Origin of the sequence: Lacimicrobium alkaliphilum (genome assembly GCF_001466725.1) — a bacterium.
GTDB classification, from domain to species: Bacteria; Pseudomonadota; Gammaproteobacteria; order Enterobacterales; family Alteromonadaceae; genus Lacimicrobium; species Lacimicrobium alkaliphilum_B.
The window spans coordinates 1,645,091-1,671,868 of sequence record NZ_CP013650.1; the positions used below are offsets into that span (position 1 = coordinate 1,645,091).

27 protein-coding genes, 4 tRNA genes and 1 pseudogene are annotated in these 26,778 nt (G+C 50.8%); 15 read left to right on the forward strand and 17 right to left on the reverse strand.

The window, feature by feature from the left end:
• Positions 1 to 118 precede the first annotated feature (118 nt).
• Positions 119 to 1,027: a LysR family transcriptional regulator gene (locus AT746_RS07445; RefSeq protein WP_062478546.1), complete on the reverse strand. Its 909-nt coding sequence runs from the start codon at positions 1,025 to 1,027 to the stop codon at positions 119 to 121.
• Between the two features lie 112 nt (positions 1,028 to 1,139).
• On the opposite strand from AT746_RS07445, the gene AT746_RS07450 reads away from it, so the two are divergent.
• The 3 genes from AT746_RS07450 to AT746_RS07460 all read left to right on the forward strand — a co-directional run bounded on the left by AT746_RS07450 (position 1,140) and on the right by AT746_RS07460 (position 3,791).
• Entirely contained in the window at positions 1,140 to 1,997 is an 858-nt protein-coding gene (locus tag AT746_RS07450; RefSeq protein WP_231731041.1) for a pirin family protein, read from the forward strand.
• 80 nt (positions 1,998 to 2,077) lie between these two features.
• Complete coding sequence (gene ycaC / locus AT746_RS07455; RefSeq protein WP_062478553.1) at positions 2,078 to 2,704, forward strand: isochorismate family cysteine hydrolase YcaC; 627 nt, start codon at positions 2,078 to 2,080, stop codon at positions 2,702 to 2,704.
• A 112-nt stretch (positions 2,705 to 2,816) separates the two neighbouring features.
• Positions 2,817 to 3,791: a hypothetical protein gene (locus AT746_RS07460; RefSeq protein WP_062478556.1), complete on the forward strand. Its 975-nt coding sequence runs from the start codon at positions 2,817 to 2,819 to the stop codon at positions 3,789 to 3,791.
• A 34-nt stretch (positions 3,792 to 3,825) separates the two neighbouring features.
• On the opposite strand, the gene AT746_RS07465 is transcribed toward AT746_RS07460, so the two are convergent.
• The 14 genes from AT746_RS07465 to lolB form a co-directional block, all read right to left on the reverse strand.
• A complete protein-coding gene (locus tag AT746_RS07465; RefSeq protein ID WP_062478559.1) occupies positions 3,826 to 4,440 on the reverse strand; it encodes an FMN-binding negative transcriptional regulator in 615 nt (204 codons plus the stop codon).
• Positions 4,441 to 4,473: 33 nt separating this feature from the next.
• On the reverse strand, positions 4,474 to 5,103 hold the full coding sequence (locus tag AT746_RS07470; protein ID WP_062478563.1) for a glutathione S-transferase N-terminal domain-containing protein: 630 nt from the start codon (positions 5,101 to 5,103) through the stop codon (positions 4,474 to 4,476).
• Positions 5,104 to 5,125: 22 nt separating this feature from the next.
• The gene (locus tag AT746_RS07475) at positions 5,126 to 6,568 is read right to left on the reverse strand and encodes an alanine/glycine:cation symporter family protein (protein ID WP_062484066.1); all 1,443 of its coding nucleotides are present in this window, start codon (positions 6,566 to 6,568) and stop codon (positions 5,126 to 5,128) included.
• Positions 6,569 to 7,085: 517 nt separating this feature from the next.
• A tRNA-Gln gene (locus AT746_RS07480) sits at positions 7,086 to 7,160 on the reverse strand.
• Between the two features lie 30 nt (positions 7,161 to 7,190).
• Positions 7,191 to 7,265, reverse strand: a tRNA-Gln gene (locus AT746_RS07485).
• Positions 7,266 to 7,271: 6 nt separating this feature from the next.
• Positions 7,272 to 7,356 (reverse strand) — tRNA-Leu (locus AT746_RS07490).
• Between the two features lie 8 nt (positions 7,357 to 7,364).
• A tRNA-Met gene (locus tag AT746_RS07495) sits at positions 7,365 to 7,441 on the reverse strand.
• Between the two features lie 223 nt (positions 7,442 to 7,664).
• Positions 7,665 to 8,756, reverse strand: a complete 1,092-nt coding sequence (gene ychF / locus AT746_RS07500; RefSeq protein WP_062478567.1) for a redox-regulated ATPase YchF — start codon at positions 8,754 to 8,756, stop codon at positions 7,665 to 7,667.
• A gap of 16 nt (positions 8,757 to 8,772) precedes the next feature.
• Positions 8,773 to 9,357: an aminoacyl-tRNA hydrolase gene (pth, locus tag AT746_RS07505; RefSeq protein WP_062478570.1), complete on the reverse strand. Its 585-nt coding sequence runs from the start codon at positions 9,355 to 9,357 to the stop codon at positions 8,773 to 8,775.
• On the reverse strand, positions 9,357 to 10,010 hold the full coding sequence (locus AT746_RS07510) for a 50S ribosomal protein L25/general stress protein Ctc (protein ID WP_062478573.1): 654 nt from the start codon (positions 10,008 to 10,010) through the stop codon (positions 9,357 to 9,359). Before AT746_RS07510 ends, pth begins: the two co-directional genes overlap by 1 nt.
• A gap of 137 nt (positions 10,011 to 10,147) precedes the next feature.
• Positions 10,148 to 10,537, reverse strand: a complete 390-nt coding sequence (locus AT746_RS07515) for a hypothetical protein (RefSeq protein WP_062478576.1) — start codon at positions 10,535 to 10,537, stop codon at positions 10,148 to 10,150.
• A 387-nt stretch (positions 10,538 to 10,924) separates the two neighbouring features.
• Positions 10,925 to 11,872, reverse strand: a complete 948-nt coding sequence (locus AT746_RS07520; protein WP_062484068.1) for a ribose-phosphate pyrophosphokinase — start codon at positions 11,870 to 11,872, stop codon at positions 10,925 to 10,927.
• A gap of 22 nt (positions 11,873 to 11,894) precedes the next feature.
• Positions 11,895 to 12,764, reverse strand: a complete 870-nt coding sequence (gene ispE, locus AT746_RS07525) for a 4-(cytidine 5'-diphospho)-2-C-methyl-D-erythritol kinase (RefSeq protein WP_062478579.1) — start codon at positions 12,762 to 12,764, stop codon at positions 11,895 to 11,897.
• On the reverse strand, positions 12,749 to 13,342 hold the full coding sequence (gene lolB / locus AT746_RS07530; protein WP_062478582.1) for a lipoprotein insertase outer membrane protein LolB: 594 nt from the start codon (positions 13,340 to 13,342) through the stop codon (positions 12,749 to 12,751). Before lolB ends, ispE begins: the two co-directional genes overlap by 16 nt.
• A gap of 130 nt (positions 13,343 to 13,472) precedes the next feature.
• On the opposite strand from lolB, the gene hemA reads away from it, so the two are divergent.
• The 8 genes and pseudogenes from hemA to kdsA all read left to right on the forward strand — a co-directional run bounded on the left by hemA (position 13,473) and on the right by kdsA (position 21,936).
• Positions 13,473 to 14,729, forward strand: coding sequence for a glutamyl-tRNA reductase (gene hemA / locus AT746_RS07535; protein ID WP_062478585.1), 1,257 nt, complete (start codon positions 13,473 to 13,475; stop codon positions 14,727 to 14,729).
• A gap of 56 nt (positions 14,730 to 14,785) precedes the next feature.
• Positions 14,786 to 15,874 (forward strand): peptide chain release factor 1, encoded by a 1,089-nt coding sequence (gene prfA / locus AT746_RS07540; protein ID WP_062478588.1) that lies wholly within the window; start codon positions 14,786 to 14,788, stop codon positions 15,872 to 15,874.
• Complete coding sequence (prmC, locus tag AT746_RS07545; RefSeq protein ID WP_062478592.1) at positions 15,864 to 16,730, forward strand: peptide chain release factor N(5)-glutamine methyltransferase; 867 nt, start codon at positions 15,864 to 15,866, stop codon at positions 16,728 to 16,730. The genes prfA and prmC overlap by 11 nt, the downstream gene beginning before the upstream one ends.
• Positions 16,731 to 16,807: 77 nt before the next feature.
• Positions 16,808 to 18,394, forward strand: coding sequence for a DUF3369 domain-containing protein (locus AT746_RS07550; RefSeq protein WP_062478597.1), 1,587 nt, complete (start codon positions 16,808 to 16,810; stop codon positions 18,392 to 18,394).
• Positions 18,395 to 18,525: 131 nt separating this feature from the next.
• Positions 18,526 to 18,903: a SirB2 family protein gene (locus AT746_RS07555; protein WP_062478600.1), complete on the forward strand. Its 378-nt coding sequence runs from the start codon at positions 18,526 to 18,528 to the stop codon at positions 18,901 to 18,903.
• A 78-nt stretch (positions 18,904 to 18,981) separates the two neighbouring features.
• Positions 18,982 to 19,797: a SirB1 family protein gene (locus AT746_RS07560; RefSeq protein ID WP_062478603.1), complete on the forward strand. Its 816-nt coding sequence runs from the start codon at positions 18,982 to 18,984 to the stop codon at positions 19,795 to 19,797.
• A 44-nt stretch (positions 19,798 to 19,841) separates the two neighbouring features.
• Entirely contained in the window at positions 19,842 to 21,089 is a 1,248-nt protein-coding gene (locus AT746_RS07565; RefSeq protein ID WP_062478608.1) for a DUF819 domain-containing protein, read from the forward strand.
• Positions 21,086 to 21,936: pseudogene (gene kdsA / locus AT746_RS07570) on the forward strand (3-deoxy-8-phosphooctulonate synthase). Before AT746_RS07565 ends, kdsA begins: the two are co-directional and overlap by 4 nt.
• A gap of 169 nt (positions 21,937 to 22,105) precedes the next feature.
• On the opposite strand, the gene AT746_RS07575 reads toward kdsA, so the two are convergent.
• Positions 22,106 to 22,369: a hypothetical protein gene (locus AT746_RS07575; RefSeq protein WP_062478611.1), complete on the reverse strand. Its 264-nt coding sequence runs from the start codon at positions 22,367 to 22,369 to the stop codon at positions 22,106 to 22,108.
• A 192-nt stretch (positions 22,370 to 22,561) separates the two neighbouring features.
• Here AT746_RS07575 and AT746_RS07580 point away from each other — a divergent pair, with 192 nt between their 5' ends.
• Genes AT746_RS07580 through rlmM form a run of 4 tightly spaced genes read left to right on the forward strand, consistent with a single transcriptional unit; the run spans position 22,562 to position 25,497 of the window.
• Positions 22,562 to 23,473, forward strand: coding sequence for a transcriptional regulator GcvA (locus AT746_RS07580; protein ID WP_062478614.1), 912 nt, complete (start codon positions 22,562 to 22,564; stop codon positions 23,471 to 23,473).
• The gene (locus AT746_RS07585; protein WP_231731043.1) at positions 23,454 to 24,071 is read left to right on the forward strand and encodes an alpha/beta family hydrolase; all 618 of its coding nucleotides are present in this window, start codon (positions 23,454 to 23,456) and stop codon (positions 24,069 to 24,071) included. The genes AT746_RS07580 and AT746_RS07585 overlap by 20 nt, the downstream gene beginning before the upstream one ends.
• Complete coding sequence (locus tag AT746_RS07590) at positions 24,068 to 24,439, forward strand: DUF423 domain-containing protein (protein ID WP_062478617.1); 372 nt, start codon at positions 24,068 to 24,070, stop codon at positions 24,437 to 24,439. The genes AT746_RS07585 and AT746_RS07590 overlap by 4 nt, the downstream gene beginning before the upstream one ends.
• Positions 24,436 to 25,497 carry a 23S rRNA (cytidine(2498)-2'-O)-methyltransferase RlmM gene (gene rlmM, locus AT746_RS07595; protein ID WP_062478620.1) on the forward strand — a complete coding sequence of 354 codons (1,062 nt, stop codon included), beginning with the start codon at positions 24,436 to 24,438 and terminating at the stop codon, positions 25,495 to 25,497. Before AT746_RS07590 ends, rlmM begins: the two co-directional genes overlap by 4 nt.
• Before the next feature lie 5 nt (positions 25,498 to 25,502).
• Here rlmM and AT746_RS07600 read toward each other — a convergent pair whose 3' ends face one another.
• The gene (locus tag AT746_RS07600) at positions 25,503 to 26,345 is read right to left on the reverse strand and encodes a hypothetical protein (protein ID WP_156413648.1); all 843 of its coding nucleotides are present in this window, start codon (positions 26,343 to 26,345) and stop codon (positions 25,503 to 25,505) included.
• Positions 26,346 to 26,778 lie beyond the last annotated feature (433 nt).

Consider the following 26,778-nt stretch of genomic DNA (forward strand, 5'->3'; position numbering starts at 1 on the left):
TGATGCTTTAAAACCCTCCGCGCCTTTGCGCCCCGGCGAGATCTAAAACCAAAAAGCCTGATGAGCTCGCAGAGGCGCGGAGGACGCTGAGGAGGTAAGTTGAAATCGGTCTGCTTATTCAGTCTTCCATAATCTGCGTATAGCGCTCTACCAGAAAATCGATCAGAGCCCTTACTGCAGGTAACATACCCCGGCGGGAGGGAAACACCATATGGATCATTTCCCGGCGTGGCTCCCAGTCCGGCAATATTTTTATCAGTGTACCGGCTTCAAGCTGTTCTCCCAGCATCAGTAAAGGCAACTGAACGATGCCTACCCCGGCAATGGCTGCGCTTCTTAATGCCATCATATCCGTGGTGGTGTAGCGGGGCGTAAAATCAATATGCTGCTTTCGTCCATCTCTATGCTGCAGTACCCACTGGTGCTGTTCCTGCGGCGTGGCACGGCTCATACTGGGCCAGCGGATTAGATCATCCGGGTGTTGTGGCAATCCGTTCTGTAGTTCGATTAGCGCCGGACTGGCGACCAGACACTGACCCCGATCAGACAGAATCCGCAATGCCAGATCACTGTCCTGAAGCGGTAAGGGGCGAACACGCAATGCGATATCCACGCCTTCTGCCATGACATCAACCCGCCTGTTGGTGGCTTCAAGGTAGACTGACACCTGTGGATAGCAGGCCATAAAATCTGCCAGCATCTGACCCACATGAAAATGCAGCAGGCCCACCGGGCAGGTTACTTTAATGCACCCTTTAGGCTCAGCTTTGATACTGTCGATGGTCTCCTGCGCGGCTTCTGCCTCTACCAGCATCGCCTGACAATGCTCATAGTAGCGCTGTCCCACTTCGGTAATCAAAAAGTGTCGGGTTGAGCGCTGAATTAACCGTACTCCAAGACGTTCCTCCAGCGCCGCTATGCGCCGACTTAGCCGCGACTTAGCCACACCCAGCGCCCGCCCAGCAGGGGCGAAACCACCATATTTTACCGCCTGTACGAAATAGTAGAGGTCGTTTAAGTCCTGCATCGTTTTCCCTCTTGTCGTTGCAATATTGCAACGCTGCATCGCGAATTATTAGTCTACTGCATTTTTAAATACAAATATAAGCTTAAGTCATAAGGTATTTATCGGAGCAGCAATGATGAAAAAAGTTCTTGAAGTGCGTGGTAAAGCAGGGCGCCACTGGGTAGGAAACGGCTTTCCGGTGCGCTCAATGTTCTCATATCGCAGCCATCCGCAGGTGCTGAGCCCTTTCTTATTACTGGATCACGCCGGGCCCGCGGAGTTTGCCCCGACAAGGATGCCAAGAGGTGTGGGGCAACATCCGCACCGTGGTTTTGAAACGGTGACAATTGTTTATCAGGGTGAAGTGGCTCACCGCGACAGCACCGGTGAAGGCGGGGTGGTTGGCCCCGGCGACGTTCAGTGGATGACGGCAGGCAGAGGTATTGTGCATGAAGAGTTTCACAGCCCGGGTTTTACGGCCAAAGGTGGCACCCTGGAAATGGTGCAGTTATGGGTTAACTTGCCTGCCAAAGATAAGATGACCACCCCAGCCTATCAGGGCATTCGTGATGAACGGATCCCTTCAGTGCAACTGAATAAAGGGGCCGGCAGTGTCAGGGTGATCGCCGGTGAATATAAAGGTATCGCCGGGCCTGCCAGCACTTTTACGCCCCTTAACCTGTGGGATGTGCAATTAAAGGCTGACAGCCAAAGTCAGTTTTTGCTTCCTGATGGCTGGGGCGCTGGGTTGGCAGTTCTGCAAGGTGAGGTACGGGTCAATGGTGAAACGAAAGCCAGTGGTTCAGAGCTTGTGGTACTCACAGCCGAAGGGCAGGAGATCTCTGTTGAGGCGATGGCCGATACCAGATTGTTGCTGCTCAGCGGTGAACCCATCGATGAACCTGTGGTAGGCCAGGGCCCTTTCGTGATGAACAGTTATGATGAAATCGAACAGGCCTTCCGGGATTTTCAGCGTGGTGATTTCTCTTAAAACATTGATGCCGCTCCGACATTGGCGGCACCGATCCACGGGGCGATTATCGCCCTTTCAATTAGCAAAAGGAGCTAAATATGAGCAATTCCTACAAACGTTTAAACAAAGATGATGCCGCCGTACTATTGGTTGATCACCAGACCGGCTTATTATCGCTGGTGCGGGATATCGATCCTGATCGTTTTAAGAATAATGTACTGGCACTGGCGGATTTGGCGAAGTACTTTGAACTGCCGACGATCCTGACTACCAGTTTTGAAGACGGCCCTAATGGTCCATTAGTGCCGGAGCTAAAAGAGACCTTCGCTGATGCCCCGTTTATTGCCCGCCCTGGACAGATCAATGCCTGGGACAATGATGACTTTGTCAATGCGGTTAAAGCGACAGGTAAAAAGCAACTGATTATCGCCGGAGTAGTGACCGAAGTCTGTGTTGCCTTTCCGACGCTATCGGCGCTGGCTGAAGGCTTTGACGTGTTTGTGGTAACCGATGCGTCCGGTACCTTTAACGAACTGACCAGGGATTCAGCCTGGGATCGTATGTCTTCGGCCGGTGCACAACTGATCACCTGGTTCGGTGTGGCCTGTGAACTGCACCGCGACTGGCGAAATGATGTGGAAGGGCTGGGGCAGTTGTTCTCAAACCATATCCCTGACTATCGCAATCTGATGAACAGTTATGCGACGCTGATGGCAGCAAAGTAGTCGCTGTGTACGGCCAGCTCCGATGGCTGGCCGTTTTCTCGGGTTATACTGCACATCCCCGGCATGTTTTCTTCTATACTTTATTGTTTTTAAAAGCAAAATGGGAGAGAACATGACAACGATAAGAGTCTTGCTGACTTCGCTGCTGAGTTTGCCACTGATGGCAATGGCAAATCCTGTGGCGGACATTCAGGAGTGGACAGTTCCATGGCCTGACACTCGCCCCCGCGATCCCTATGTTGCAGGCCCTGACCTGATCTGGTTTGTGGGCCAGAAAGCGGATTATGCCGCCACCTTTGTTCCTTCCGACGCTGAATTCAAACGTTATGATCTGCCTGAGGGGGCAGGGCCCCATAATGTTATCGTCGATAAACGTGGCGCCTGGTATGCCGGTAACCGAGACGGCCATATTGGTCTGATTAACCCACAAAACGGCGATATCCGGCGCTTCGAATTGCCGGGTGAGGGGCGCCGCGATGTCCATACTATGGCCTTTACCTCACAGGGGGATATCTGGTTTACTGTTCAACAAGGTAACAAAGTCGGATTTCTGGATACCGAATCTGGGGAATTTACCCTGTACCCTGTAGAAACTGAAGATGCACGGCCTTATGGGCTGGTGGTATATCAGGATCAGCCCTGGATTGTTTACTTTGCCAGTAATGAGGTGGCAACGGTAAAAGACGGCAAATTGAAGGTGTTTCCGTTGCCTCGTAAAAACACCCTGCCACGACGGGTAGCGGTTACCAGTGATGGCTTTGTCTGGTATGTGGACTACGCTGAAGGGTATCTCGGCCGGTTAAATCCGGACAATGGTGAGGTAAAGGAGTGGCTGGCCCCGGCTGCGGCACTATCGCGCCCTTATGCCATGGCGACCGATAAAAAAGGCTGGTTATGGCTGGTGGAAACAGGTGTGCAACCGAATCGTCTGGTTGGATTTAATCCCACCACTGAAATCTTCACCGACCCTGTGGAGATACCGAGTGGCGGCGGGACGGTGCGGCATATGGTGTACGATCCTGACAGCCACAGTCTGTGGTTTGGCACCGATGCTAATACGCTGGGGCAGGCAAGGCTGAACAACTGAACGCAAAAATCATGCAAAGCGTGATGAGAACGGGTTACTGTCCTGTACCTGAACCTCGCTCTCTCATATAGGCCGCCAGTAACCTGGCATCGGCGGATGGACTGTTTTGCAGTGCTGCATAGACCCCTTGCTGATCCTCCTGTTTGCGGTGCTGGCCAAGTTTTTCCTTAGCCTGGATCTCATCAACAACGACTTTAAAGCCTACCACTGCCTGGCGCAGGCGCTGCTGATAGTCAGCAGGCATAATCTCAGGGGTATCCAACAGCGATGGTTCGTATTTTCTGACCAGCTCTTCCATCGCGCTGTGATTTTCATCATCACTGATAAGCTCAATCTTTCCGTAGCAATGCACGGCGGCATAGTTCCAGGTAGGCACGGCAGGCGCTCTAGCATACCAGGAAGGTGAGATATAAGCGTGGGGGCCATTGAAGATCACCAGTACCCGTTGCCCCTGAAGCTCCTTATGATGCGGATTGGCTTTGGCCATATGACCGTAAAGACAACCCTTGTCACCCTCGTCAGAGGTGAATACTAACGGCAGGTGACTGGCGTTGAGATTGTCTGAAATCACAATCCCGAATCCGTGCCCGGCAATAAAATCGGCGATGGCTGAGGGTTCAGCCATCTGCATGTTGTCTGGGATATACATAGAACTTGTACCCGGTACTGTTAAAGGTTGCTGTTATTCAGGGAAGTTATGTTGCCAGCAGGCCATCAGCTTTGGATGCCCGTCCACACGCCGGGCAATGTTATAGACTGCTGGACAATGTTGCGCGAACCAGTCCCGCCCCGGCTGCCAGCGGGTCATAACGCAAAGGTAGATATCCAGTGCCGAAAAGGACCTGTTTGTCGGGAATTGTTCGGTCTGAACAGCTTCCTCAACTATCTTCCACAATCGCGAACGATATTGCCCGACGTTTTTGCTGAAATCTTCCTGAGCGGATTTATCAGTGACAAACCTCGACGGATCATCCTTGTAGGTGAAGGTGGGATAGATGTTGGCGATCAGAAAGACTAACCAGCGCAAAAAGGCACAGCGTTCGGGGCTGTCGGCTGCGGGAACTAACTCGTCACTTTTAGTGATATCGGCAAGATACAGAGTGATTGCTGCACTTTCCGTTATCACCTGACCATCAGGCATCACCAGCGTCGGGATTTGTGCCAGCGGGTTAACCCGGGTTAAACGCTCACGGGCACCGTGAGAACGAAATAAATCGCCAACAGACTCAAATTCAAAGGGCAACTGATACCACTGTAGTTGTGCTTCAATGAGGGCTGATCCCCAGCCTGGCTCTCCAAATAATTTATACATCCGCTGTCCTGCAAATAAAAATTCAATTTTTTAGTCGGGCTTGTTCAGGTTTATTGGCATTGCCACCATCCCAGATATTATCTTCAGTGGCACCCTGGATCTCACAGTTGCCATGCTGGTACTGGGGCTCCTTGCCTCGTTTGCGCTGATTCAGGTAATCCTGGCTAACGGCGACGATGGTGGGGGTTAGCCAGACAATGGCGATAATATTGATTACTGTCATCAGCCCCAGCGCCATATCCGCCAGTGCCCAGACATGAGGCAGAGAGGCCATAGAGCCCCAGAGGATCATCAACAGATAGCCTACCGTATAAACACTGCGCCCCGTGCGGTTATCCAGCTTAAACATATGCAGGTTACTCTCACCATAGGCGTAATTGGCCACCACTGAGGTAAAAGCAAATAAACTGATGGCAGCGGCAACGAAATCATTGCCGCCATTGCCTAAGTGAAAGGACATGGCATCCTGAGTCATACGAATGCCCTCCATCTGCTCACCTTGCTCCCCTCCGGCAAGCAGAATTATTACCGCGGTGCAGGTACACAGCACCAGGGTGTCTAGAAATACCCCCAGCATCTGCACATAACCCTGGCTGGCGGGGTGGTTAGGATTGGGCGTGGCACTGGCCGCTGCATGGGGCACACTGCCGGAACCGGCTTCGTTGGAATATAAACCGCGCTGAATGCCATGCTTAATAGCCGCTCCCAGCGCACCATAACCGGCTTCCTGCAGACCAAAAGCAGAACTGAAAATATTTGCCAGTATCCCGGGTACCATTTCAATGTTATACAGGGTGATGCCAACAGCAACCAGCACATAGCTGATGCCCATAAAGGGGATCATCCATTCGGCGAAACGGGCAATACCGCGCAATCCGCCGATAACAATCACCCCGGCAAGCAGAATAATGACGATACCAGCGTTAAAGGTATCGATACCATAGGCATGATTTAACGCATCGGTAATAGAGTTAGCCTGCACGGCGCTGAAAATAAAGCCGTAGCCTAAAAATAAACAAAGGGAAAAGGTAATCGCCAGCCAGCGCTTATTTAAGCCCTGCTGAATATAGTAAGCGGGGCCGCCACGGTATTCGCCCTTACTGTCTCTGACTTTATAGAGTTGCCCGAGCAAACTTTCGGCAAAGCCGGTGGCCATACCGAGAATGGCAATCACCCACATCCAGAATATGGCACCGGCACCGCCGAGGGAAATGGCCACGGCCACCCCGGCCAGATTACCGGTGCCGACCCGTGCAGAGAGGCTGGTACACAGTGCCTGAAACGAACTGATACCGGCTTTATCGCTTTTGCTGCTGCCTTTGAGCAGGCTGAACATATGGGTAAACTGGCGCAGTTGGACGCCGCCGAGACGGAAACTGAACCAGAAACCGGCCACAACCAGCATGATAATCAATAACCAGCCCCAGAGCACACCATTGACGGCAGTAACAAGTTCGTGGATCACAGACATATTCTTATTGTTGTTGATGATGGTGTAATACTGTCGGGAATAAGGCGCGCTGTCCAGAGCTAAGCTGTGAACTAAAAAGAAAGAACATATTCACCACAGAGGCACGGAGAACACAGAGAAGTAAAAGGGGCTAATCGCTTAATCCCTCAGCCTTGTATACAGACGAACAGCTTATTATTTCACGCAGAGGCGCTAAGACGCAGGGTTAAAAGATCCTGATTGTCATCAGGATGACGGGGCCTGTGGACATTTAATATTTCGTGTTTTTGGTGCCTTTAGTGGTTGAAATGCTTTTTACCACCAACCACACTAAAATCATGAAAAGAGAATTTACCGCAGAGTCGCGGAGGGCGCAGAGAAGTAAAATGGTTAATCCCATAATACCTCAGCGTTCTTTGCGGCTCTGCGGTGCAAGGCTTTCAGACCTCTGTGTTCTCTGTGTCTCTGTGGTTTATCTTCTTTTATCGTCAGATACAAAAAAGCCGCTCGTTTGAGCGGCTTTTTAAATATATGGCTGGGGTAGCTGGACTCGAACCAACGAATGGCGGGATCAAAACCCGCTGCCTTACCACTTGGCTATACCCCAATTGTTGGACTCATACGCGAAGAAAGGATATGGCTGGGGTAGCTGGACTCGAACCAACGAATGGCGGGATCAAAACCCGCTGCCTTACCACTTGGCTATACCCCAACAACATGGTGCGGAAGGAGAGACTCGAACTCTCACGCCGTGAAGCACTGGAACCTAAATCCAGCGTGTCTACCAATTTCACCACTTCCGCAAGATTGATGGTGGCTAAGGCGGGATTCGAACCTGCGACCCCAGCATTATGAGTGCTGTGCTCTAACCAACTGAGCTACTTAGCCACACTATACTCGCGTTGAGTGGCGCGTATTATGCTGATCTGCCTGATGATGGTCAACCCCTTTTTTGACAACCCTTGTCTGACTGAGCAGGAACTGAGCAAGTTGGGTAAATTTTAACTTTCAGGGCTTTCGCAGATTAATTGCAGGTAACAGGGTAAAAGTCAGGATAATAAAAAGCCGGTCAGTGACCGGCTCTGTAACCAGATTTAATCAGAGTAGGGCATTAGACGTTAAAACGGAAATGAATCACATCGCCGTCTTTGACAATGTATTCCTTACCCTCTAAGCGCCATTTGCCGGCATCCTTGGCACCTTGCTCGCCTTTATATTCGATAAAGTGGTCGTAACCCACCACTTCGGCGCGAATAAAGCCTTTTTCAAAGTCGGTATGGATTTTACCCGCCGCCTGCGGTGCCGTTGAACCGATTGGGAAGGTCCAGGCGCGCACCTCTTTGACTCCGGCGGTAAAGTAGGTGTTGAGGTTAAGCAGGTCGTAACCGGCACGGATAACCCGGTTCAGACCCGGCTCGTCGAGTCCCATATCGGCCATAAATTCAGCCTTCTCTTCTTCTTCGAGCTCGGCAATTTCTGATTCAATTTCAGCGCATACTGCTACGACTACAGCATTTTCACCTTCAGCCATCTCCCTGACCTTATCCAGGTGAGGATTGTTTTCAAAGCCATCGTCGTTAACATTGGCGATATACATGGTGGGCTTGAGGGTCAGGAAATTCATATAGGCGATGGCTGCCAGTTCCTCTTTTTCCAGCTCCACTGAGCGCAGCATATTGCCCTGATCCAGATGGGGTTTGATTTTCTCCAGCACCTGAACCTCAAACTTTGCGTCTTTATCGCCACCTTTGGCACGTTTACCAACTCTCAGCAGGGCCTTTTCGCAGGTATCCAGATCCGCCAGAGCCAGTTCGGTATTGATGACCTCAATGTCATCGGCCGGGTTAACGCCACCGGCAACATGCACAATATTGTCATTTTCAAAGCAGCGTACTACATGGCCTATGGCATCAGTTTCGCGGATATTGGCCAGAAATTTATTACCCAGCCCTTCTCCTTTTGAGGCACCGGCTACCAGTCCGGCAATATCCACGAATTCCATGGTGGTAGGGATAACGCGCTGGGGGTTGACGATTGCCGCGAGTTTGTCCAGGCGGGTATCGGGCACAGGCACCACGCCGGTGTTTGGTTCAATGGTGCAAAAAGGAAAGTTAGCTGCCTCAATACCGGCCTTGGTCAGGGCGTTGAACAATGTGGATTTACCCACGTTCGGCAAACCCACTATGCCACATTTAAAACCCATGAAAGTATCCTCTGCGTTAATCTGCTTTGAAGGAATGCAGGCGATTCATCGCTCTGGTCATTCCGTCTTTAATTAATATTTCTGTGCAACGCACCGCTTCATCGATGGCTGCTTCAATTTTTTCCTGCTCATCAGGCCGTGCCTTGCCAAGAACATGGCCGGTCACCTGACTTTTATGCCCGGGGTGGCCAATGCCAATGCGCAGACGATGAAAGCCTTTATCATTACCCAGTTTGCTGACGATATCGCGGATACCGTTTTGACTGGCACTGCCGCCAGTCTTGAGTTTTACTACACCCGGTGGTAAATCCAGCTCATCATAGGCCACCAGAATTTCGTCCGTGGCGATACGATAAAAGTTTGCCATGGCCGCTACGGACTGACCACTGCGATTCATAAAGGTAGTAGGATAGAGCAATCTGATATCCTGACCGGCGATGGTCAGACGGGCGGTGTACCCAAAGAACTTGGCTTCCGCTTTAAGGGAAACATGGAACTGTCTGGCGAGGGCATTAACATACCAGGCACCGGCATTGTGCCTGGTATTTTCATATTCAGGGCCCGGATTTCCCAGGCCCACAATCAGCTTCACCAAGAGGATTACTCCTCAGTCTTGGCTTCTTCCTCGCCGTCGTCAGCTGCAGTTTCTTCATCGTCTTCCGCTGCTGCTACTTTGGCTGCTTTGATGGTTACCACTGCCAGATCGTGGTCTTCACCTTTGGCCAGCTCTGTCAGGGTAGCGCCTTTTGGCATAACCAAATCAGACAAGTGCAGGGTCTGACCCATTTCTACGTTAAGCAGATCCACTTCGATATACTCAGGCAGATCATGTGGCAGACACTGTATTTCCACGTCAGCCATGTGATGCTCGGCATGACCACCTTCAAGTTTGATCGCCTTGGCTTTATCTTCGTTGATAAAGTGCAGAGGAACATGAGTGGTTACCGCCTGTTTGGCATCAACACGCAGGAAATCAAGGTGAGTCAGCTTAGGCTTATAAGGATGGCGCTGGATATCTTTAACCAGAGCTTCCACTTTTTTGCCGCCGATGTTCAGGGTCAGAACGTGGCTGTAAAAGGCTTCAAAATCCTGAGCCTGGTTTACTTTATTGTGATCCAGGGTCAGGGCTACAGGCTCTTTGCCCGCGCCGTATAGGATCGCAGGTACTTTGTCAGCATGACGCAGGCGGCGGCTCGCACCTTTCCCCAGGTCTGTGCGGACTTCTGCATCCAGGGTAAAAATCGCTTCAGACATAATATACTCCAAAATTTAAGTGTGTTCGGACTTCGCGACCAAAATCCGAAAAGTCTCTGACCTTATAATGATGATAAGGCAGGCCCCAAGAAAAGGGCGGCGAATTCTAACACTGGGAAAGGGGGGATACAAGAAAGTTAGTGCGTAATACCACTGCTGCGCACGCCAGATTCGTCCAGGATCTTGATATTAATGATGCGTACAAGGGTGCCGAACTGCTGATATGTGACCATATCTGTGACTTTTTCTGCTTCTACCTCAACGATCAGGCCGTGACGGCGGAATTCCTGTGCCAGTCCCATGGGCTGATATTTGCTGCCATCTTTGGCAATCAGAGCAAAAAAACCACCTTCCAGATTTTTAAACACCACTTCGGCGGTAAAACGGATAGTTTCTTTTTCAGAGGCTTGAGTATTCATATTTTCTGATGCCTGATTGGCGTTTTGTGTTTGTGAAGGTGTATTGGACTCTGCCTGACAGGCAAATAACAGCGGCAGGGCAATAACAGCAATCAGCGAGATTTTCATGACGCATCCTTAGCAACACATTGTGAGCGCCATCTTATATCAATAGTCCTGGCATTGTCATTGAATCACAGGCCTTTATCGCTGGTTCGTCATCCTGATGAAAATAGGAGCTTAATTCCTGCTGATTCGAATCTTAGTGCAAATGGATCTCGCTGAGGCGCAAAGACGCGGAGAAATACGGAATTAGCACTAAGGGCTGGTGGTTGGTGAATAGCTTTTTATTCATAATTCAGCATTCATCACTCAGCCCTAATCACTCCCCTGCGTCTCAGTGCCTCTGCGAGAGGTAATTATAGGCTCGTGACTTTAGCGTTTTTGGTGGTGAAATGCTTTAAATAAAAATGCCGGAACAGGTCCGGCATTTTCACTATTATGTGTCGTTAAAAATTAATACTCGAACATGGCCGAGATAGATTCTTCGTTACTGACCCGGCGAATGGCTTCGGCCAGCATATCCGACAGACTCAGTTGCTTGACCTTACCCAGCGCTTTGATTTGTGGCGACAGCGGGATACTGTCGGTGACGATGATTTCATCCATTACCGACTCTTCCAGGTTTTTAGCTGCATTGCCTGAGAATATGGCGTGGGTGGCATAGGCGAAGACCCGGCGGGCGCCATGATCTTTAAGAGCCTGAGCCGCTTTGCACAGGGTTCCGCCCGTATCAATCATGTCATCAACGATAATACAGTCTCTGTCCTGTACATCACCGATAATATGCATCACCTGTGAGACATTGGCTTTGGGACGACGTTTATCGATAATCGCCAGATCCAGATCGTTCATTACTTTGGCCAGGGCTCTGGCTCTGACCACACCGCCAATATCGGGGGATACCACTACCGGATTGACGAATTCCCTTTCACGCATATCTTCAAGCAGAATCGGCGTACCAAAAGCATTGTCCACCGGCACATCGAAGAAGCCCTGAATCTGTTCGGCATGTAAATCGACGGTAAGCACCCGGTCAACACCCACATTAGACAGGAAATCAGCCACCACTTTGGCGGTGATAGGCACCCTGGCTGAACGGACCCGGCGGTCCTGGCGGGCATAACCAAAATAGGGTAATACAGCAGTGATACGACCGGCTGACGCTCGGCGCAGGGCGTCGATCATGACAATGAGTTCCATCAGGTTGTCATTGGTGGGGGCGCAGGTTGACTGGATAATAAAGACATCAGAGCCACGTACATTCTCGTGTATTTCGACGCTGATTTCACCATCGCTGAAGCGTCCTACGCTGGCGTGCCCGAGCTTGGTGTAGAGCCGGTCGGCGACTTTCTGGGCGAGTTCTGGTACGGCATTACCAGCAAATAACTTCATATCCGGCACGGTAGGATCCTCAATGAGCTGTCTAAATTGTTTGGTCGGCATTTCTCAATCTGTCCAGCTTTTGCTGCAAAGGTGACTGGTTAACCCCTTGTGCGACAAAGCCATGACACCCTTCTGGTAGCTGAGAAAGCAGGTTTTCTGCCTGGTTCTGGTTATCACAAATGGCGAACAGACTCGAACCCGTTCCCGTCATCCGCGACGGCGCGTATTCTAACAACCAGTGTAACAGATTTGCAACTTGCGGGTGAGTGGCACAAACCAGTTTTTGGCAGTCGTTATGGGTATTTTCAAACTGATAATCCCGCCAATCCATAGGGGCTGTGTCCCGGGGTAAATCCGGATGACCGAAGATTCCGGCAGTAGAAATTTCAATGCCGGGATTCACCACCAGAAAAAACTTCTGAGGCTGAGGTGCCGGGGTTAAGGTTTCCCCCACGCCGGATGCAAAAGCCGTATTGCCATGCACAAATACCGGTACATCGGCGCCAAGTTGCAAGCCCAGTTGTGCCAGTTGTTGCGTGCTTAAGTGGCACTGCCATAAATAATTCAGCGCCACCAGGGTGGTGGCGGCATTAGATGAGCCCCCGCCGATACCGCCGCCCATGGGCAGGCGTTTGTCCAGCCAGATGCGGCAACCTTTGCTGATATCAGAATGCCGTTGTAAAAGCGTCGCGGCCCGCACAATCAGGTTATCCTGGTTAGCGACTCCGGGGATGGGTGTCATCAGCTCAATGTCCGGGTGTCCGGTTATCTCAAAGCGCAGGCTATCGCCGTAATCCAACATCTGAAACAGACTTTGCAACTGGTGGTAACCATCAGGGCGGCGACCGGTGATATGTAAAAACAGGTTGAGTTTGGCCGGTGAAGGCCAGTTGATCAGTTCAGTTGCCATGCATCAACCCGTATTTTAATTCTGTTAGGACCGGCCTGCAGACTGATCTGGTGCGGTAACAACGTCTCGCCTGTTTGTCTGTAATCACTGTAGTTCACCACCCAGCCATCAGCAGTTTGCAGGCGGCTGACCAATCCATTGTCGGAGAACTCGGCCTGTGCCTCTGCGCTGGTCTGGCCTTTGACCCACTGACTGATGGATTCGACCGGAATGGTCCATCCGAGTAGCTCATACAGCAGTGCTGCAGCGTTGATATGCTGATAAAGCTTATCGTCGTATTGCAGTTCAACCTGGCCCTGATGTTTTTCCAGCAGTAAAATATTGGTTCCGAGGAAACTGCTCAGGTTTACGCGGAAATCTTTATCCTGCTGGCGCCAGTTCAGGCTGGCACTGAATTTATCCTGTTCTGAGCGAAACGCCAGTTTGCCTCTTATCTGCCAGTTTCTGATTTGTTGCAGTTGCTTCTGATGGCTCTGAGCATTAACTGAATATTGCGGCACGGGTCGGGTGGCACAGGCGCTAATCAGTATAATCAGGATACTGATTACCATCAGGCGGCAAAGGTTAACTGCTTGCATTTGATAACAGCGGGATGGGTAATGTGGCTTATGGGAACACAGAACCCGGGATGCTTTCAATAGTTTTGGCTTTTGCGTACAATGCCACGCCGTAACCGCTCACTCTCAGGCATTAACACACGACTCCACCATGGCGCTAATTGCATTCGGTATAAATCACAACACGGCTCCGGTGGAAGTCAGAGAAAAGGTGGCCTTTTCTGCTGACAGCCAGCTTGCAGCCTTGCTTGCCCTGAAAGAACAACTGGGTAGCCAGGAGTCGGTGATCTTGTCTACCTGCAACCGTACCGAAATCTATGCTGATGTGAATGTGTCGGAGCAGCAACTGGGGCAGTGGCTGGCGGCGTTCCATCAACTCGATAACAGTGCCATTGAAAACGCCAGTTATTGTTTTACTCAAGATCAGGCAATCAGGCATCTGATGCGTGTGGCCAGTGGGCTGGATTCCATGGTGTTGGGTGAGCCGCAGATCCTGGGGCAGGTAAAACAGGCCTATACCAGTGCCAGACATAGCGGCATGGTCGGCAGTGGATTCGATCGTTTGTTTCAGCAAACCTTTTCCGTGGCCAAGAAAGTGCGCTCCGATACGGATATCGGCGCTAATGCGGTGTCAGTGGCCTTTGCGGCCGTGCAGCTGGCAAAACATATCTTCTCATCCCTGAACAAAGTCAATGTGCTGCTGATTGGTGCCGGGGAAACCATTGAGCTGGTAGCACGACATTTACACGAGCAAAAGGTGCAGAGTATCAGGGTCGCTAACCGGACCCTAAGCCGCGCAAGCGAGATGGCGCAGCCATTGGGAGCGGATGTGATCACCCTGGCCCAGATCCCGGACCATCTGCATGAAGCCGATGTGGTCATCAGTTCAACCGCCAGTCAGTTGCCTATTCTTGGGAAGGGGGTAGTGGAGCGGGCGCTGAAAAAACGCCGGCATCAGCCCATGTTTCTGGTGGATCTTGCGGTGCCCAGAGATGTGGAAAGTGAAGTGGCAGAGTTAGATGATGCCTACCTGTATACGGTGGATGATTTGCAGCAAATTGTGCAGGAGAATCGTGCCTCCCGCCAATCTGCGGCAGAAAAAGCCGAAGCCCTGATTGAGCAGGGCGTTGCAGAATTTTTAATCTGGCATGATACCCTGGCTTCAGTGGACCTGGTGCGTTCGTATCGTGAGCAGAGTGAGGCGCATAAACAGAAATTACAGCAACGTGCCCTGAAGCAATTACAGGAAGGTAAGGATGCTGAGGCAGTGATCGCTGAGCTGGCAAATAAGCTCACCAACAGTTTGATCCATGCTCCTACCAAGGCGATTAAACACGCGGCGGCTAACAAAGATCAAAGTACACTGGAGCTGCTCAGACAGGCGCTGGGTCTGGACACAACCAGGTGACTTTAAAGTACAGGCTCGTATTTTGAGGGGGCCGGGTATTTGTATTTAGGAAAACTATGAAAGAATCGGTACTGCATAAACTCGAATCATTGATTGAACGTTTTGATGAGGTTCAGGCGCTGCTGAGTGAACCTGATGTGATTAACGATCAGAATAAATTCAGAGGGTTATCTAAGGAATACGCTCAGTTAGAAGAGCTGGTGAAATGTTTCCGGGAGTACCGCCAGGCTCAACAGGAGCTGGAGAACGCTCGTGAGATGCAGCAGGAAAGCGATGCTGAAATCCGTGAGATGGCAGAAGAAGAGGCCAAGCTGGCTAAGGAGACCCTGAGCGCTCTGGAGAGCGAATTACAGATTCTGTTGTTGCCTAAAGATCCTAAAGACGATCTCAACTGTTTTATTGAAATCCGCGCCGGGGCCGGCGGTGATGAGGCGGCTATCTTTGCCGGTGATTTGTTTCGCATGTACAGCCGTTACGCCGAACACAAAGGCTGGCGGGTTGAGCTGGTCAGCGCCAGTGAAGGTGAACATGGGGGCTATAAAGAGGTCATCGCCAATATGGTTGGTGACGGCTGCTACGGTATCCTTAAATTTGAGTCCGGTGGCCACAGAGTTCAGCGGGTTCCGGAAACAGAGTCTCAGGGGCGCATTCACACCTCAGCCTGCACTGTTGCTGTATTGCCTGAGCTGCCTGAATCAGAAGCCATTGATATTAACCCGGCAGATTTGCGGGTCGATACCTATCGCGCCAGCGGAGCCGGTGGTCAGCACGTGAATAAAACCGACTCTGCTATTCGGTTAACCCACCTCCCCACCGGGCTGGTGGTGGAATGTCAGGATGAACGCTCGCAACATAAGAATCGTGCTAAGGCTATGTCAGTGTTGCAGGCCAGACTGAATCAACTGGAACAGGACAAACGTACCGCACAGGAAGCCAGCACCAGGCGTTTGTTAGTGGGCAGCGGTGATCGTTCTGAGCGAATACGCACATATAACTTTCCCCAGGGCAGGGTAACGGATCACCGAATCAACCTGACGCTCTACCGGCTCGATGATGTGGTGCAGGGAGATCTGGATGCCATTCTCGATCCTATTCGTCAGGAGCATCAGGCTGACTTGCTGGCTTCGTTGTCGGATGAAAGCTGAATTACCTGCACTGTCTTCAGCCCTGAGCTGGGCCCGGCTGGTATTGCAACAATCTGATTTGGGTGATGCCGACCCGCTGGTAGACAGCAAGGTGTTGCTTTGCCACTGCCTGCAACAGCCTCTGGTGTATTTGCACACCTGGCCTGACCGATTGTTATCTCAGCAGCAATGGCAGACCTATCAACAACTGATTGAACAACGGCAACAGGGTATTCCCGTAGCCCACCTGACTAAAGAGCGGGGGTTCTGGAACCTGTCCCTTGCCGTCAGTGATAAAACTCTGATCCCCCGTTCTGATACTGAAGTGTTAGTGGAACAGGCTCTGTCATTATTTGATGCGTCACCCATTGAGGTGCTGGATCTGGGCACCGGAACCGGGGCAATCGCGCTGGCGCTGGCCAGTGAACGACCACAGTGGCAGCTGACTGCAACAGATTTTGATGCCGAAGTGGTGGCACTGGCTCAATCCAACGCCAACCGTAATCACATTTCCAATATTCATATTCTGCAAAGTGACTGGTTTGCCGGGCTTGCCGGAAAATCTTTTTCCATGATCGTCAGTAACCCCCCTTATATAGAGTCTGACAGTCCATTTTTACAACAGGGCGATGTCCGCTTCGAGCCCTTGTCGGCACTGGTGGCAGAGCAACAGGGCATGGCCGATCTGGAGCATATCATTGCTCATGCCGGAAAATATCTGCTTGATTCCGGCTGGCTGGTACTGGAACATGGCTTTGAGCAAGGTCAGAAAGTGCGTCATGCGCTGCAACACCATGGATTTGCTGAGGTAACCAGTATCAGAGACTACGCTGGTCTTGAACGGGTTTCCTTCGGCAAGTTGCTGAAAAAGAAGTGAAATTTTATGGCGCTGAGGGCCATGCCGGTCTATAAGTAAGTTTTGCATAACTATAAAAATCCAAGGAGACGTCCACTATGTCTGATGAGCTGTTGTTTATGGATGAGACCGAAGATGAGGTAGTGGGCGAACGCAGTAACTGGAAAGTGCTGATTGTAGACGATGAGCCTGAAGTGCATGCCGTTACCAAACTGGCCCTGAGTGATTTTGTTTTTCAGGATAAAGGTATTGAATTTATCAGCGCCTACTCCGGAGCCGAAGCAAAAGAGATTTTTCTTACTCACAACGACATTGCCATTGTGCTTTTAGATGTGGTGATGGAAACCGATGATGCCGGTTTGCAGGTGGCCGAATTTATCCGCAATGATGCCAATAATCACTTCACCCGTATTATTCTGCGTACCGGACAACCAGGCCAGGCACCAGAACGGGATGTCATCATCAATTATGATATTAACGATTATAAATCCAAAACAGAACTGACGGCTCAGAAGCTGTTTACTGTGGTCATCGCAACCCTGCGTTCTTACCGGGATATCATCGTTATTGAAGAAAACCGTCAGGGGCTGGAGAAAATTATCGCGGCCTCTGCTGATCTGTTCAGTATCCATTCTCTGGAAAACTTTATCGACGGTATTGTTCAGCAACTATCGTCGCTGATAGGCGGTACTCAGGATGCCGCGTACATCACCTCTGCCGTGGCCGGCCCCAGACCTATAGACAACGAGGAGTCATCGCAATTCTATATTTTCAGCGGTAAGGGTGATTTTGCCAACCATGAAGGCCAGACTCTCGATGCAGTGCTTGATGGTGAACAGTTGGCGTCCTGTAATAAAGCGCTAGAAGATCAGGATATTGTTTATCAGGATGAATATCTTGTGGCCTATTGCAACAGCAAAACCCTCAATGGTTCTTTGCTGTATCTGTCCGGACTGCCCAGAAAGCTGACGCCCACAGATAAACACCTGCTACAGATATTCTCCCAGAACGTACAAATCGCCTTTGATAATGTGCTGCTGACCAAAGACATTGAGGATACCCAAAGAGAGATTGTCGAGCGCCTGGGACAGGCGCTGGAGCGGCAGATGGGTGGAGGCAAACATATCCAGCGAATGACCATGATTTGTGAACTGCTTGGTCGTGAATATGGCCTGGAAAAAGAAGAAATTAATATCCTTAAGCTTGCCATTCCGCTGCACGATGTGGGCAAGCTGAAAATTCCTGAGGCCATTTTGCTCAAGCCTGGTCAACTGAATGATGAAGAAAAAGAGGTTGTACGTCACCATACTGAGTTTGGCTATCAGTTGTTAAAAGATTCCAGACGACCGATTATTCAGGCTGCCGCGAAAATGGCCAGAGATCATCATGAACACTGGGACGGCAATGGTTATCCTCAGGGACTGAAGGGAGATGAAATCAGTATCTTCAGCCGCATTACCGCGCTGGCTGATGTGTTTGATGCGCTGCAGGCGCGGCGCTGTTATAAGGATGCCTGGCCAATGGAAAAGGTGCTGGAAAATATTCAGGCGCAGCGGGGTAAGCAGTTTGAGCCAAAGCTTGTGGATATCCTTCTGGACAACAAAGATAAGCTGGAAGCTATCGCCGTGGCTTATCCTGATGATCTGGCTATTCAGCAGGACGGTGATGGGCATGACAGCCCCTAAACGGTGATTTATCCGGCTAAATTAACCTGTCTGACATGGAGTTAGCCGTAAAGTCTGATTCTTAACTCGATTTTCCTTTCTGAACACAGTAAATTTGCAGCCTGGATAATTACAATAATAAGGTCCGTAGTATGTACGCCATGGTCAAACATCTCCATCTCACCGTTATATCCATCAGTCTGGCACTGTTTATCCTGCGTTTTTTCTGGACAATGCGTGGCTCCGCCATGTTGCAGAAAAAATGGGTGAAAGTGGTCCCTCATGCCGTTGATACGCTGTTGCTGATTACTGCTGTCTGGCTGTGTGTGCTGATCGCTCAGTACCCCTTTGTGCATGCATGGGTAACGGAAAAACTGTTTGCGGTATTGTTGTATATTCTGATGGGTCTGGTTGCGCTTAAACTTGGACGCACGGTGTTTATTCGCTGGGTAGGCTTTGTTGGTGCACTGGCCTGGCTGGTGTTTGCGGCCAAAGTCGCGATCATGAAGCAGCCCTTGTTGTTTGGCTGAGGCCTGAAGCCTGAAGCCTGCCAGAGCATACCTGATGTCTGATACAGGCCGATACCTCCTGTTTATGAGCTTTCTGCGATGAACACTTCTATACAGCATGCACTGGATAAAGATGACGTGTTGAGCGCTTCGTTGCTGGTGGCACAGCAATTTGACGCGGATATGCCGTTATCGTTTTACCTGTCCATGATGAAACAGTGGGAAACATTGTTTCGCTCCCGAATTAATTTTCGCTCTTCAACGCATCAACAGGTACTGCAGCTAAACAAGCTGTTTTTCACTGAACTGGGCTTTGCCGGCCAACCCAGAAATCTGTTGGCCTCGAATTATGCCCTGATGGATCAGGTCATGCTTTATCGTAACGGTTGTGCGGTATGTTTGTGCATGCTTTATTGTCACCTTGCCCGGGCCATGGGACTCGATGCCACGGGCGTCAGTTTTCCGGGTCATTATCTGGTCAGGGTGAGACTCAGCGACAGACAGTATCAGTTTATGGATGCCCTGAGCGGTAAGACATTGAGCTGGCCAGAGCTGGAGCAGCTATATCACCAGATCGCCGGGGATGACAAAGAAGAAAGTATGCCGGCCGGCTTTGTGATGCCGGCCAGTAACCGCGACATGCTGATACGCCAGTTGCAGAACCTGAAAGGGGCATTTATCAATCAGGATCAGTTTCAACAGGCGCTGACGGTGAGTGATTTGCTGGTGATGTTGAGCCCGGACGATCCCTATGAGCGTCGTGGCAGAGGCTGGCTTTTACAGCAACTTAACTGTCATGGCGGTGCTTACGCCGATTATCGGTACTATATTCGTCAGTGTCCACAGGACCCTGCCGCCCATTTACTTAAATTACAGCTGCGCAGTCACAGCCTGAAGTCAGTAGTGCTGCACTAAAGGTCCTGACTGCTCAGGTTTGCTGGTTAGAAGAAGGAGTTAAAATGACAGAAACGGCATTGATTACCAACGACGCAGTGGTAATAGGCATGCTCGCGCTGATCCTTGGTGGCGTGTTCTATACGGCAGGCAGTCCCCATCCGTTCTGGCAGAAATTTTACCGTTTCGTGCCGACGCTGATCCTCTGTTACTTCCTGCCATCTCTGCTGACCACTTTTGGCATTGTGGATGCGTCGAGTTCCAATGCGTATTATGTGGCCTCCCGGTTCTTGCTGCCCGCCTGTCTGATTCTGCTTACCCTGAGTATGGATTTGCGCTCGGTATTTAACCTTGGTCCCAAGGCGCTGATTTTATTTTTTACCGGCACCATAGGTATTGTGGTTGGTGGCCCGATTGCAATGTTGATCATGTCAGCAGTGGCGCCGGAGGCCATGGGTGGACAGGGGCCGGATGAAGTCTGGCGCGGACTGACCACCATTGCCGGAAGCTGGATTGGTGGAGGTGCCAACCAGGCGGCCATGAAAGAAATCTTCGAAGTAGGCGGCGGTATTTTCTCCACCATGGTGACGGTGGATATTATCATCGCCAATATCTGGCTCGCTGTGCTGTTGGTGATGGCGGCTAACGCCAAAAAGCTGGATGCAAAAAGTGGCGCTGACACCTCTGCCATCGAAGTGATGATCACTAAGGTGCAGAAGTTTGAGACCGAGAATATGCGTATTCCGCAATTGCGGGATATGATCATGATTTTCGCGGTGGGCTTTGGCGCCTGTGGTGTGGCCCACTTCCTGGCGGATGTCACTGTGCCCTTTATGGAATCCTATGCACCCTGGGGCAAAGAATTCAGCTTGCACAGCGGCTTTTTCTGGCTGGTAGTGTTCGCCACCACCATAGGTATCGCCCTGTCTTTTACCCGGGTGCGCCAGTTGGAGCATGTGGGTGCATCCCGGATCGGTAGTTTGTTTGTGTATATTCTGGTGACCACCATCGGTCTGCAAATGGATATCACCAAGATTGTTGATACACCGGTTTTCTTTGTGCTGGGTATTATATGGATGCTGGTGCATGCCGGACTGATGTTGCTGGTGGCAAAGATCATTCGCGCGCCGGTCTTTTATATGGCGGTGGGCAGTCAGGCTAATGTGGGCGGCGTGGCCTCTGCGCCTATTGTGGCGGCGGCATTTCATCCCTCACTGGCACCAGTAGGAGTATTGCTGGCCGTGGTCGGCTATGGTCTGGGCACCTACATGGCTTATCTGTGTGGCATTATTATGAAAGGAGTTGCCGGATGAATAATCAGCAGTTGATCAATGTCGCCGGGCTGGACGTGGCCAATGATAAACCTTTCGTGTTGTTTGGTGGCATGAATGTGCTGGAGTCCAGAGATCTGGCCATGCGCATTGCCGAGCACTATAAGGAAGTCACCCAGCGTCTGGGGATCCCTTATGTTTTCAAGGCCTCATTTGATAAGGCCAATCGTTCATCGGTGCATTCCTACCGGGGCCCGGGCATGGAAGAGGGCCTTAAGATTTTTGCCGAAATTAAAGCGACCTTCGATGTCCCCCTGATCACCGATGTGCATGAACCCTGGCAGGCCGTGCCGGTGGCAGAGGTGGTGGATGTGATTCAGTTACCGGCGTTTCTGGCTCGTCAGACCGATCTGGTAGTGGCGATGGCCAAAACCGGGGCCGTGATCAATGTGAAGAAGCCACAATTTCTGGCACCCCATGAAATGCGCCATATCATCAATAAGTTTATGGAAGCGGGCAATGACAGGATTATCCTCTGTGAACGGGGTAGCTGCTTTGGTTATAACAATCTGGTCGTGGATATGCTGGGCATGGATGAAATGAAAGCCTATGCTCCGGTGATTTTCGATGCCACTCATGCCCTGCAAAAGCCAGGGGGCGGACTGATTCTGCTGATGGCCGCCGGGCGCAGGCGGCGCAACTGGCGCGCAGCGGTATGGCTCTGGGGCTGGCCGGGTTATTTATCGAAGCTCATCCTGATCCCGATCAGGCTAAATGTGACGGCCCTTGTGCGCTGCCACTGGCCCGATTAGAGGGCTATCTTGAGCAAATGAAGGCGCTGGATGATTTGATTAAAGACTTTGCGCCACTGGACACCAGCTCAAGCTGATGGTTTTTTTAAGGTTGATGCTCTGGCATACAGGTTTCAGGCGGACGCAGAGGTCCGCCTGAAGGCGTAATTATGAAATATCTGTTTGACTGCAAGGGCAGTTAAACAAGGCGTCCATACCAGCACGAACCGGTCATTCGCTTCCTTTAAGGTTGCAGAATTTCCGGGTTTACTCAGACGCCGAAGCTTTTACCGGTGTCAGTACCTTAGTTTCATTTTTTGCCAGCATTGGCGATTGTTTTTGTTCGGCTGTCGGTTTGCTCAGGCGCTTAAGCTCTGCCATAACCGGCAAATCCAGATTAATCACGGCTTCCCTGATATACTCATTGCCTTGCTGCAACAGCCAGTCTTTGTTGGTGATTTCTTCAGCACCGGCCTGTTGGGCGCCAATCAGTGCTAGGCCGAGGGTAATAAGTCTGGTAAAGTTTTTCATCTGCTAACCTCTAGTTAAATTAATGTTAAAATTACGCTTTTGTGAGAGAGTTGTTAAAAATTTGCTATCTTAACTAATTAACCATAAAGGCTTTTTTCTCTCACGGTTAAAATATAACCTGTTATTGACTCGACTTAAATTGACATTAATTGAGTCAATATCATTAGAAAAACTAATGGAAGTGTCACCCCTATGTCACGTAGACTGCCACCACTGAATTCTCTTAAGGCTTTTGAGGCTGCGGCCCGTCATCTCAGCTTTACTAAGGCGGCCGATGAACTCTTTGTGACACAGGCCGCGGTAAGCCATCAGATTAAGTCCCTTGAGTCTTTTTTGGGGATGAAACTGTTTTTACGCAAAAACAGGACACTGCTTTTGACCGAAGAGGGGCAGGGGTACTACCTGGATATCAAAGATATTTTCAGTTCATTGCAGGATGCCACCCAGCGGTTGCTGGCAAGAGGAGCAAAAGGAGCAATTACAGTCGCCTTGCCACCCAGCTTTGCCATCCAGTGGCTGGTGCCGAGGATCAATAAATTCAGCGCCGAACACCCTGATATCGATGTGCGTATCAAGGCGGTGGATTTTGATGAAGGACATCTGACCGATGATGTGGATGTGGCTGTGTATTATGGCAAGGGGCGCTGGAACGGATTGCTTGCTGACAAATTGCATACTGAGTACCTGACCCCCATCTGCTCTCCCATGTTGTTTCAGTCTGACAAACCCCTTGAAGAGTTAGATGACTTACGTCATCACACGCTGTTGCATGATGCCTCAAGAGAAGCCTGGAAGAACTGGATCCGACACTTTAATGTGCAGGGCGTTAATGTGAACCAGGGCCCGGTGTTTAGTCATTCCATGCTGGTGTTGCAGGCAGCAGCGCTGGGACAGGGGATTGCGCTGGGACACAGCGTGTTAGCCAGGCCTGAAATTCAGGCGGGGCGCTTAATCTGCCCCTTTGATGAAAAATTGATTACCAGAAATGCTTATTATCTGGTTTGCCATGAATCTCAGGCTGAGCTGGGAAAAATTGCCACCTTCCGCCAGTGGGTGATCAATCAGGTACAGGAAGAACAGCAAGATGATGTTATTGACCAGTAAGGCTGAGCAGCCTGTTGCCGCTCTGCTGCTCGCCCATGGCGCCGGGGCAGGCATGCACAGTGAATTTATGCAGCAACTGGCACAGCTGTTGTGTGGCCAGGGGATAAGGGTGCACAGGTTTAATTTTACCTATATGCAGCGCAGTGAAACCGAATGTAAACGCCGCCCGCCAGAACGCCTGCCTAAGCTCAGTGCGGATTTTATTAGCGCCATCGCCAGTGTAACAGACGATCTGCCGCTGTTTATTGGTGGCAAATCTATGGGCGGCCGAGTGGCCTCAATGCTTGAAGAACAGCAAAAGGTCAGAGGTTGCCTGTGTTACGGCTATCCGTTTCACCCTCCCGGTAAGCCAGATAAACTGCGCACAGAACATCTGCTTAAAGACGGCAAGCCGGTGTTGATCCTGCAGGGGGAAAGGGACCCGTTCGGCAACAGGGCCGAATCAGAGTCTTATCCCTTGCACCAGCGGGTAAGGCGGGTTTATGTACCGGATGGTGAACACAGCTTTAAACCACGCAAAGCTTCCGGCGTTTCTTTGGCGCAGAATATGGATTTTGCCGCACAACAAAGTGTTGAGTTTATTAAGGAGCAACTATGAACTGGATCCTAACCGCAGGCGCCTTTTTAGCCATGACAGGTGTGATGCTGGGAGCTTTTGCCGCTCACGGTCTCAAGGGGCGGCTCGAAGAGAGCATGATGTCGGCTTTTCAGACCGCAGTGCAATATCAGCTCTGGCATAGTCTGGCGCTGATCCTGCTGGTGCTGTTGTACCGCCATCAGCCGCAGCCCATGTTGCAATGGTCCGCTATCAGCATATTAGTGGGTATTGTACTGTTCAGCGGCAGCTTGTATTTGCTGGCCTTAACCGGTATTCGATGGTTTGGCCCGATCACCCCTCTGGGTGGGCTGGCGATGATCCTGGGTTGGCTGCTGTTGCTGATTGCCAGCATCCGGAGCGCATTGTGACGAGATCATTACTGGCCTATTGTCGCCCTGGCTTTGAAGGCGATCTGGCCAATGAGCTGCAGGATGAAGCTGCCAGCATTGAGGTATATGGCTTTGCCCGTACCCAAAGTGGTACTGGCTTTGTCTTGTTTGAATGTTATCAGAGTGGCGATGCGCAAAAACTGGCCAAACAGTTGTCTGTACAGCACCTGGTTTTTGCCCGCCAGATCTTTGTTTGTGTGGCCAGATTACAGAGTCTGGATGCGGCAGATCGTATCAGCCCGATTTTGCAAGCCTGCAGTGACTTTCCACAATGTGGCGAACTCAGGGTGGAATACCCTGATACAACAGAGGGCAGGGAGCTGTCCCGGTTCTGTCGCAAGTTTACCGTGCCTTTGCGCCAGGCCTTACGCAAAAACGGCACACTGAGTAAAAAAGAGCGACCAGACAAACCGGTGTTTTTTGCCTTTTTTACCCAAAGCCATGAAGTATTCGTTGGTTATGCTGAGCCGGCTCAGATTTCTCCCTGGCCACAGGGAATACTGAGGTTAAAGGCGCCACCGGATGCGCCAAGCCGCTCAAGCCTGAAGCTGGATGAGGCCATTCAGGTGTTTCTCAGCAAAAGTGAGCAGGAAACCCGCTTACAAGGGGGCATGCAGGCAGTAGACCTGGGAGCCTGCCCCGGCGGCTGGACCTATCAGTTGGTCAGGCGGGGGTTATTTGTACAGGCGGTCGACAACGGTGCTATGGCCGAAAGCCTGATGGAGACCGGGCAGGTGCGCTATTTTGCCGAGGACGGTTTTAAGTTCGAGCCGAAGAAGAAAAACATCCACTGGCTGGTTTGTGACATGGTCGAGCAGCCGCAAAGAGTGGCGCGGCTGATGGCGAGCTGGCTGGCCAAAGGCTGGTGCCAGGAAGCGATTTTTAATCTTAAGCTACCGATGAAACGGCGGTATGAATCCTGGCAACAGGCAGAGCAGGAAATTGCTGACCAGCTAAATGGTATTCCTTACAGTCTGCAGGCCAAACATCTCTACCATGACCGTGAAGAAATCACCCTGCATTTGCGACGCCGCTAAAAAGCCTATCCCCGCGAGGGCTGTTCCCCGGTTTCACAAATAGCAATCAGATTGTTGTCAGTGAGCTGATGGGGTTGATCCAGTGCCAGTGTCTCTTCACCACGAGTTTCACTGGAGTCCCAGCTGGAGTCATAGGCACGATGATATTTGCGGTCAAGGATCACCAGCCTGTCACCCACTACCTGATAGTAGGTCTGTGTATGGGCCTGTGCTTCCATAGTAAAAAAGATAAAGGCGCGGCCTTTACCGGAAAAGTTAATTTCCGATTTCAGCGGGAAACCTTTTTCGTCAATCCAGATGCGATATTCTCCGTCAAAGCGCTTTACATAATCCCGTACCTTTTTATTACTGATCACCGCCTCCAGAGGCAGGTCAAAATTCAGCAGACGTACCTCACCAAGCTCGCAAGTGCCGGGTTCTTCACCCTGATATTGGGCTTTTTGGATAAAGCGCAGCAGATTAGCTGCTGCAGAGAGTTTTGACTTCAGCTCGCTGGCTTCGAGATTATTGACTGCATCCTGAGTTGGAGTCGATGCGTCTTCATCCTCTGATTTTAGACTGGCTTCCTGTTCCATGACTTCCAGTATGGCTTTGCGGTAGGTAATTTGCAGACCTTTGCCGTCATCAGCGAGCAGGATGTCTGCGGATCCTTGCTGCTCCTTGAGATCGTTGCCCTCTCCGCGCTTCTCGGTAAAGGTATTGGTTAACGTGGCACTTATTGGCGTCGTGCCCTTAAGACTCTCCAGCGCTTGTTGTAAATCAGTTAATCCATCTGCCAGACTCGTTGACGAAGACAGCATTGTGCCAATCAATACTAATAGAGTGAGACTGTTTTTTATCCGTAACATGGTGATCTCTTGAGCCATTTGCAGTAGATACAGGATATTGTACCCGGATCGGATTCAACAGCGGTTTTTTATTAATCCGCAGCAGAATTTGTTTCATGATGTTTACTGCCCAGGGAGAGACCCCCAGGTAAGACGGGAGCTCAAAGCAAACTGTTCTGTCTGCTCAGTTTAAATGTCTGTGGGTTTTCTCCAAAAACTAGAAAGACGTTTGGTCATGCCCGAGTGTCGTTATCGGTCATCCAGTGACCTTTGCTGATGGTAAATTTACCGCAGAGCCCAGAGGACGCAGAGACGTTGTCCCTTCTCTTCTCTGCGAACTCCGCGACTCAGCGGTGAGAATGTCTTTTTATTTGTATTTTTACTCCGGGCGCCCCTTCGGCTGTTCACCAAGAATTGTAGGAGCAATTCAGAACAGCTTTAGCTGGCCTGCGCC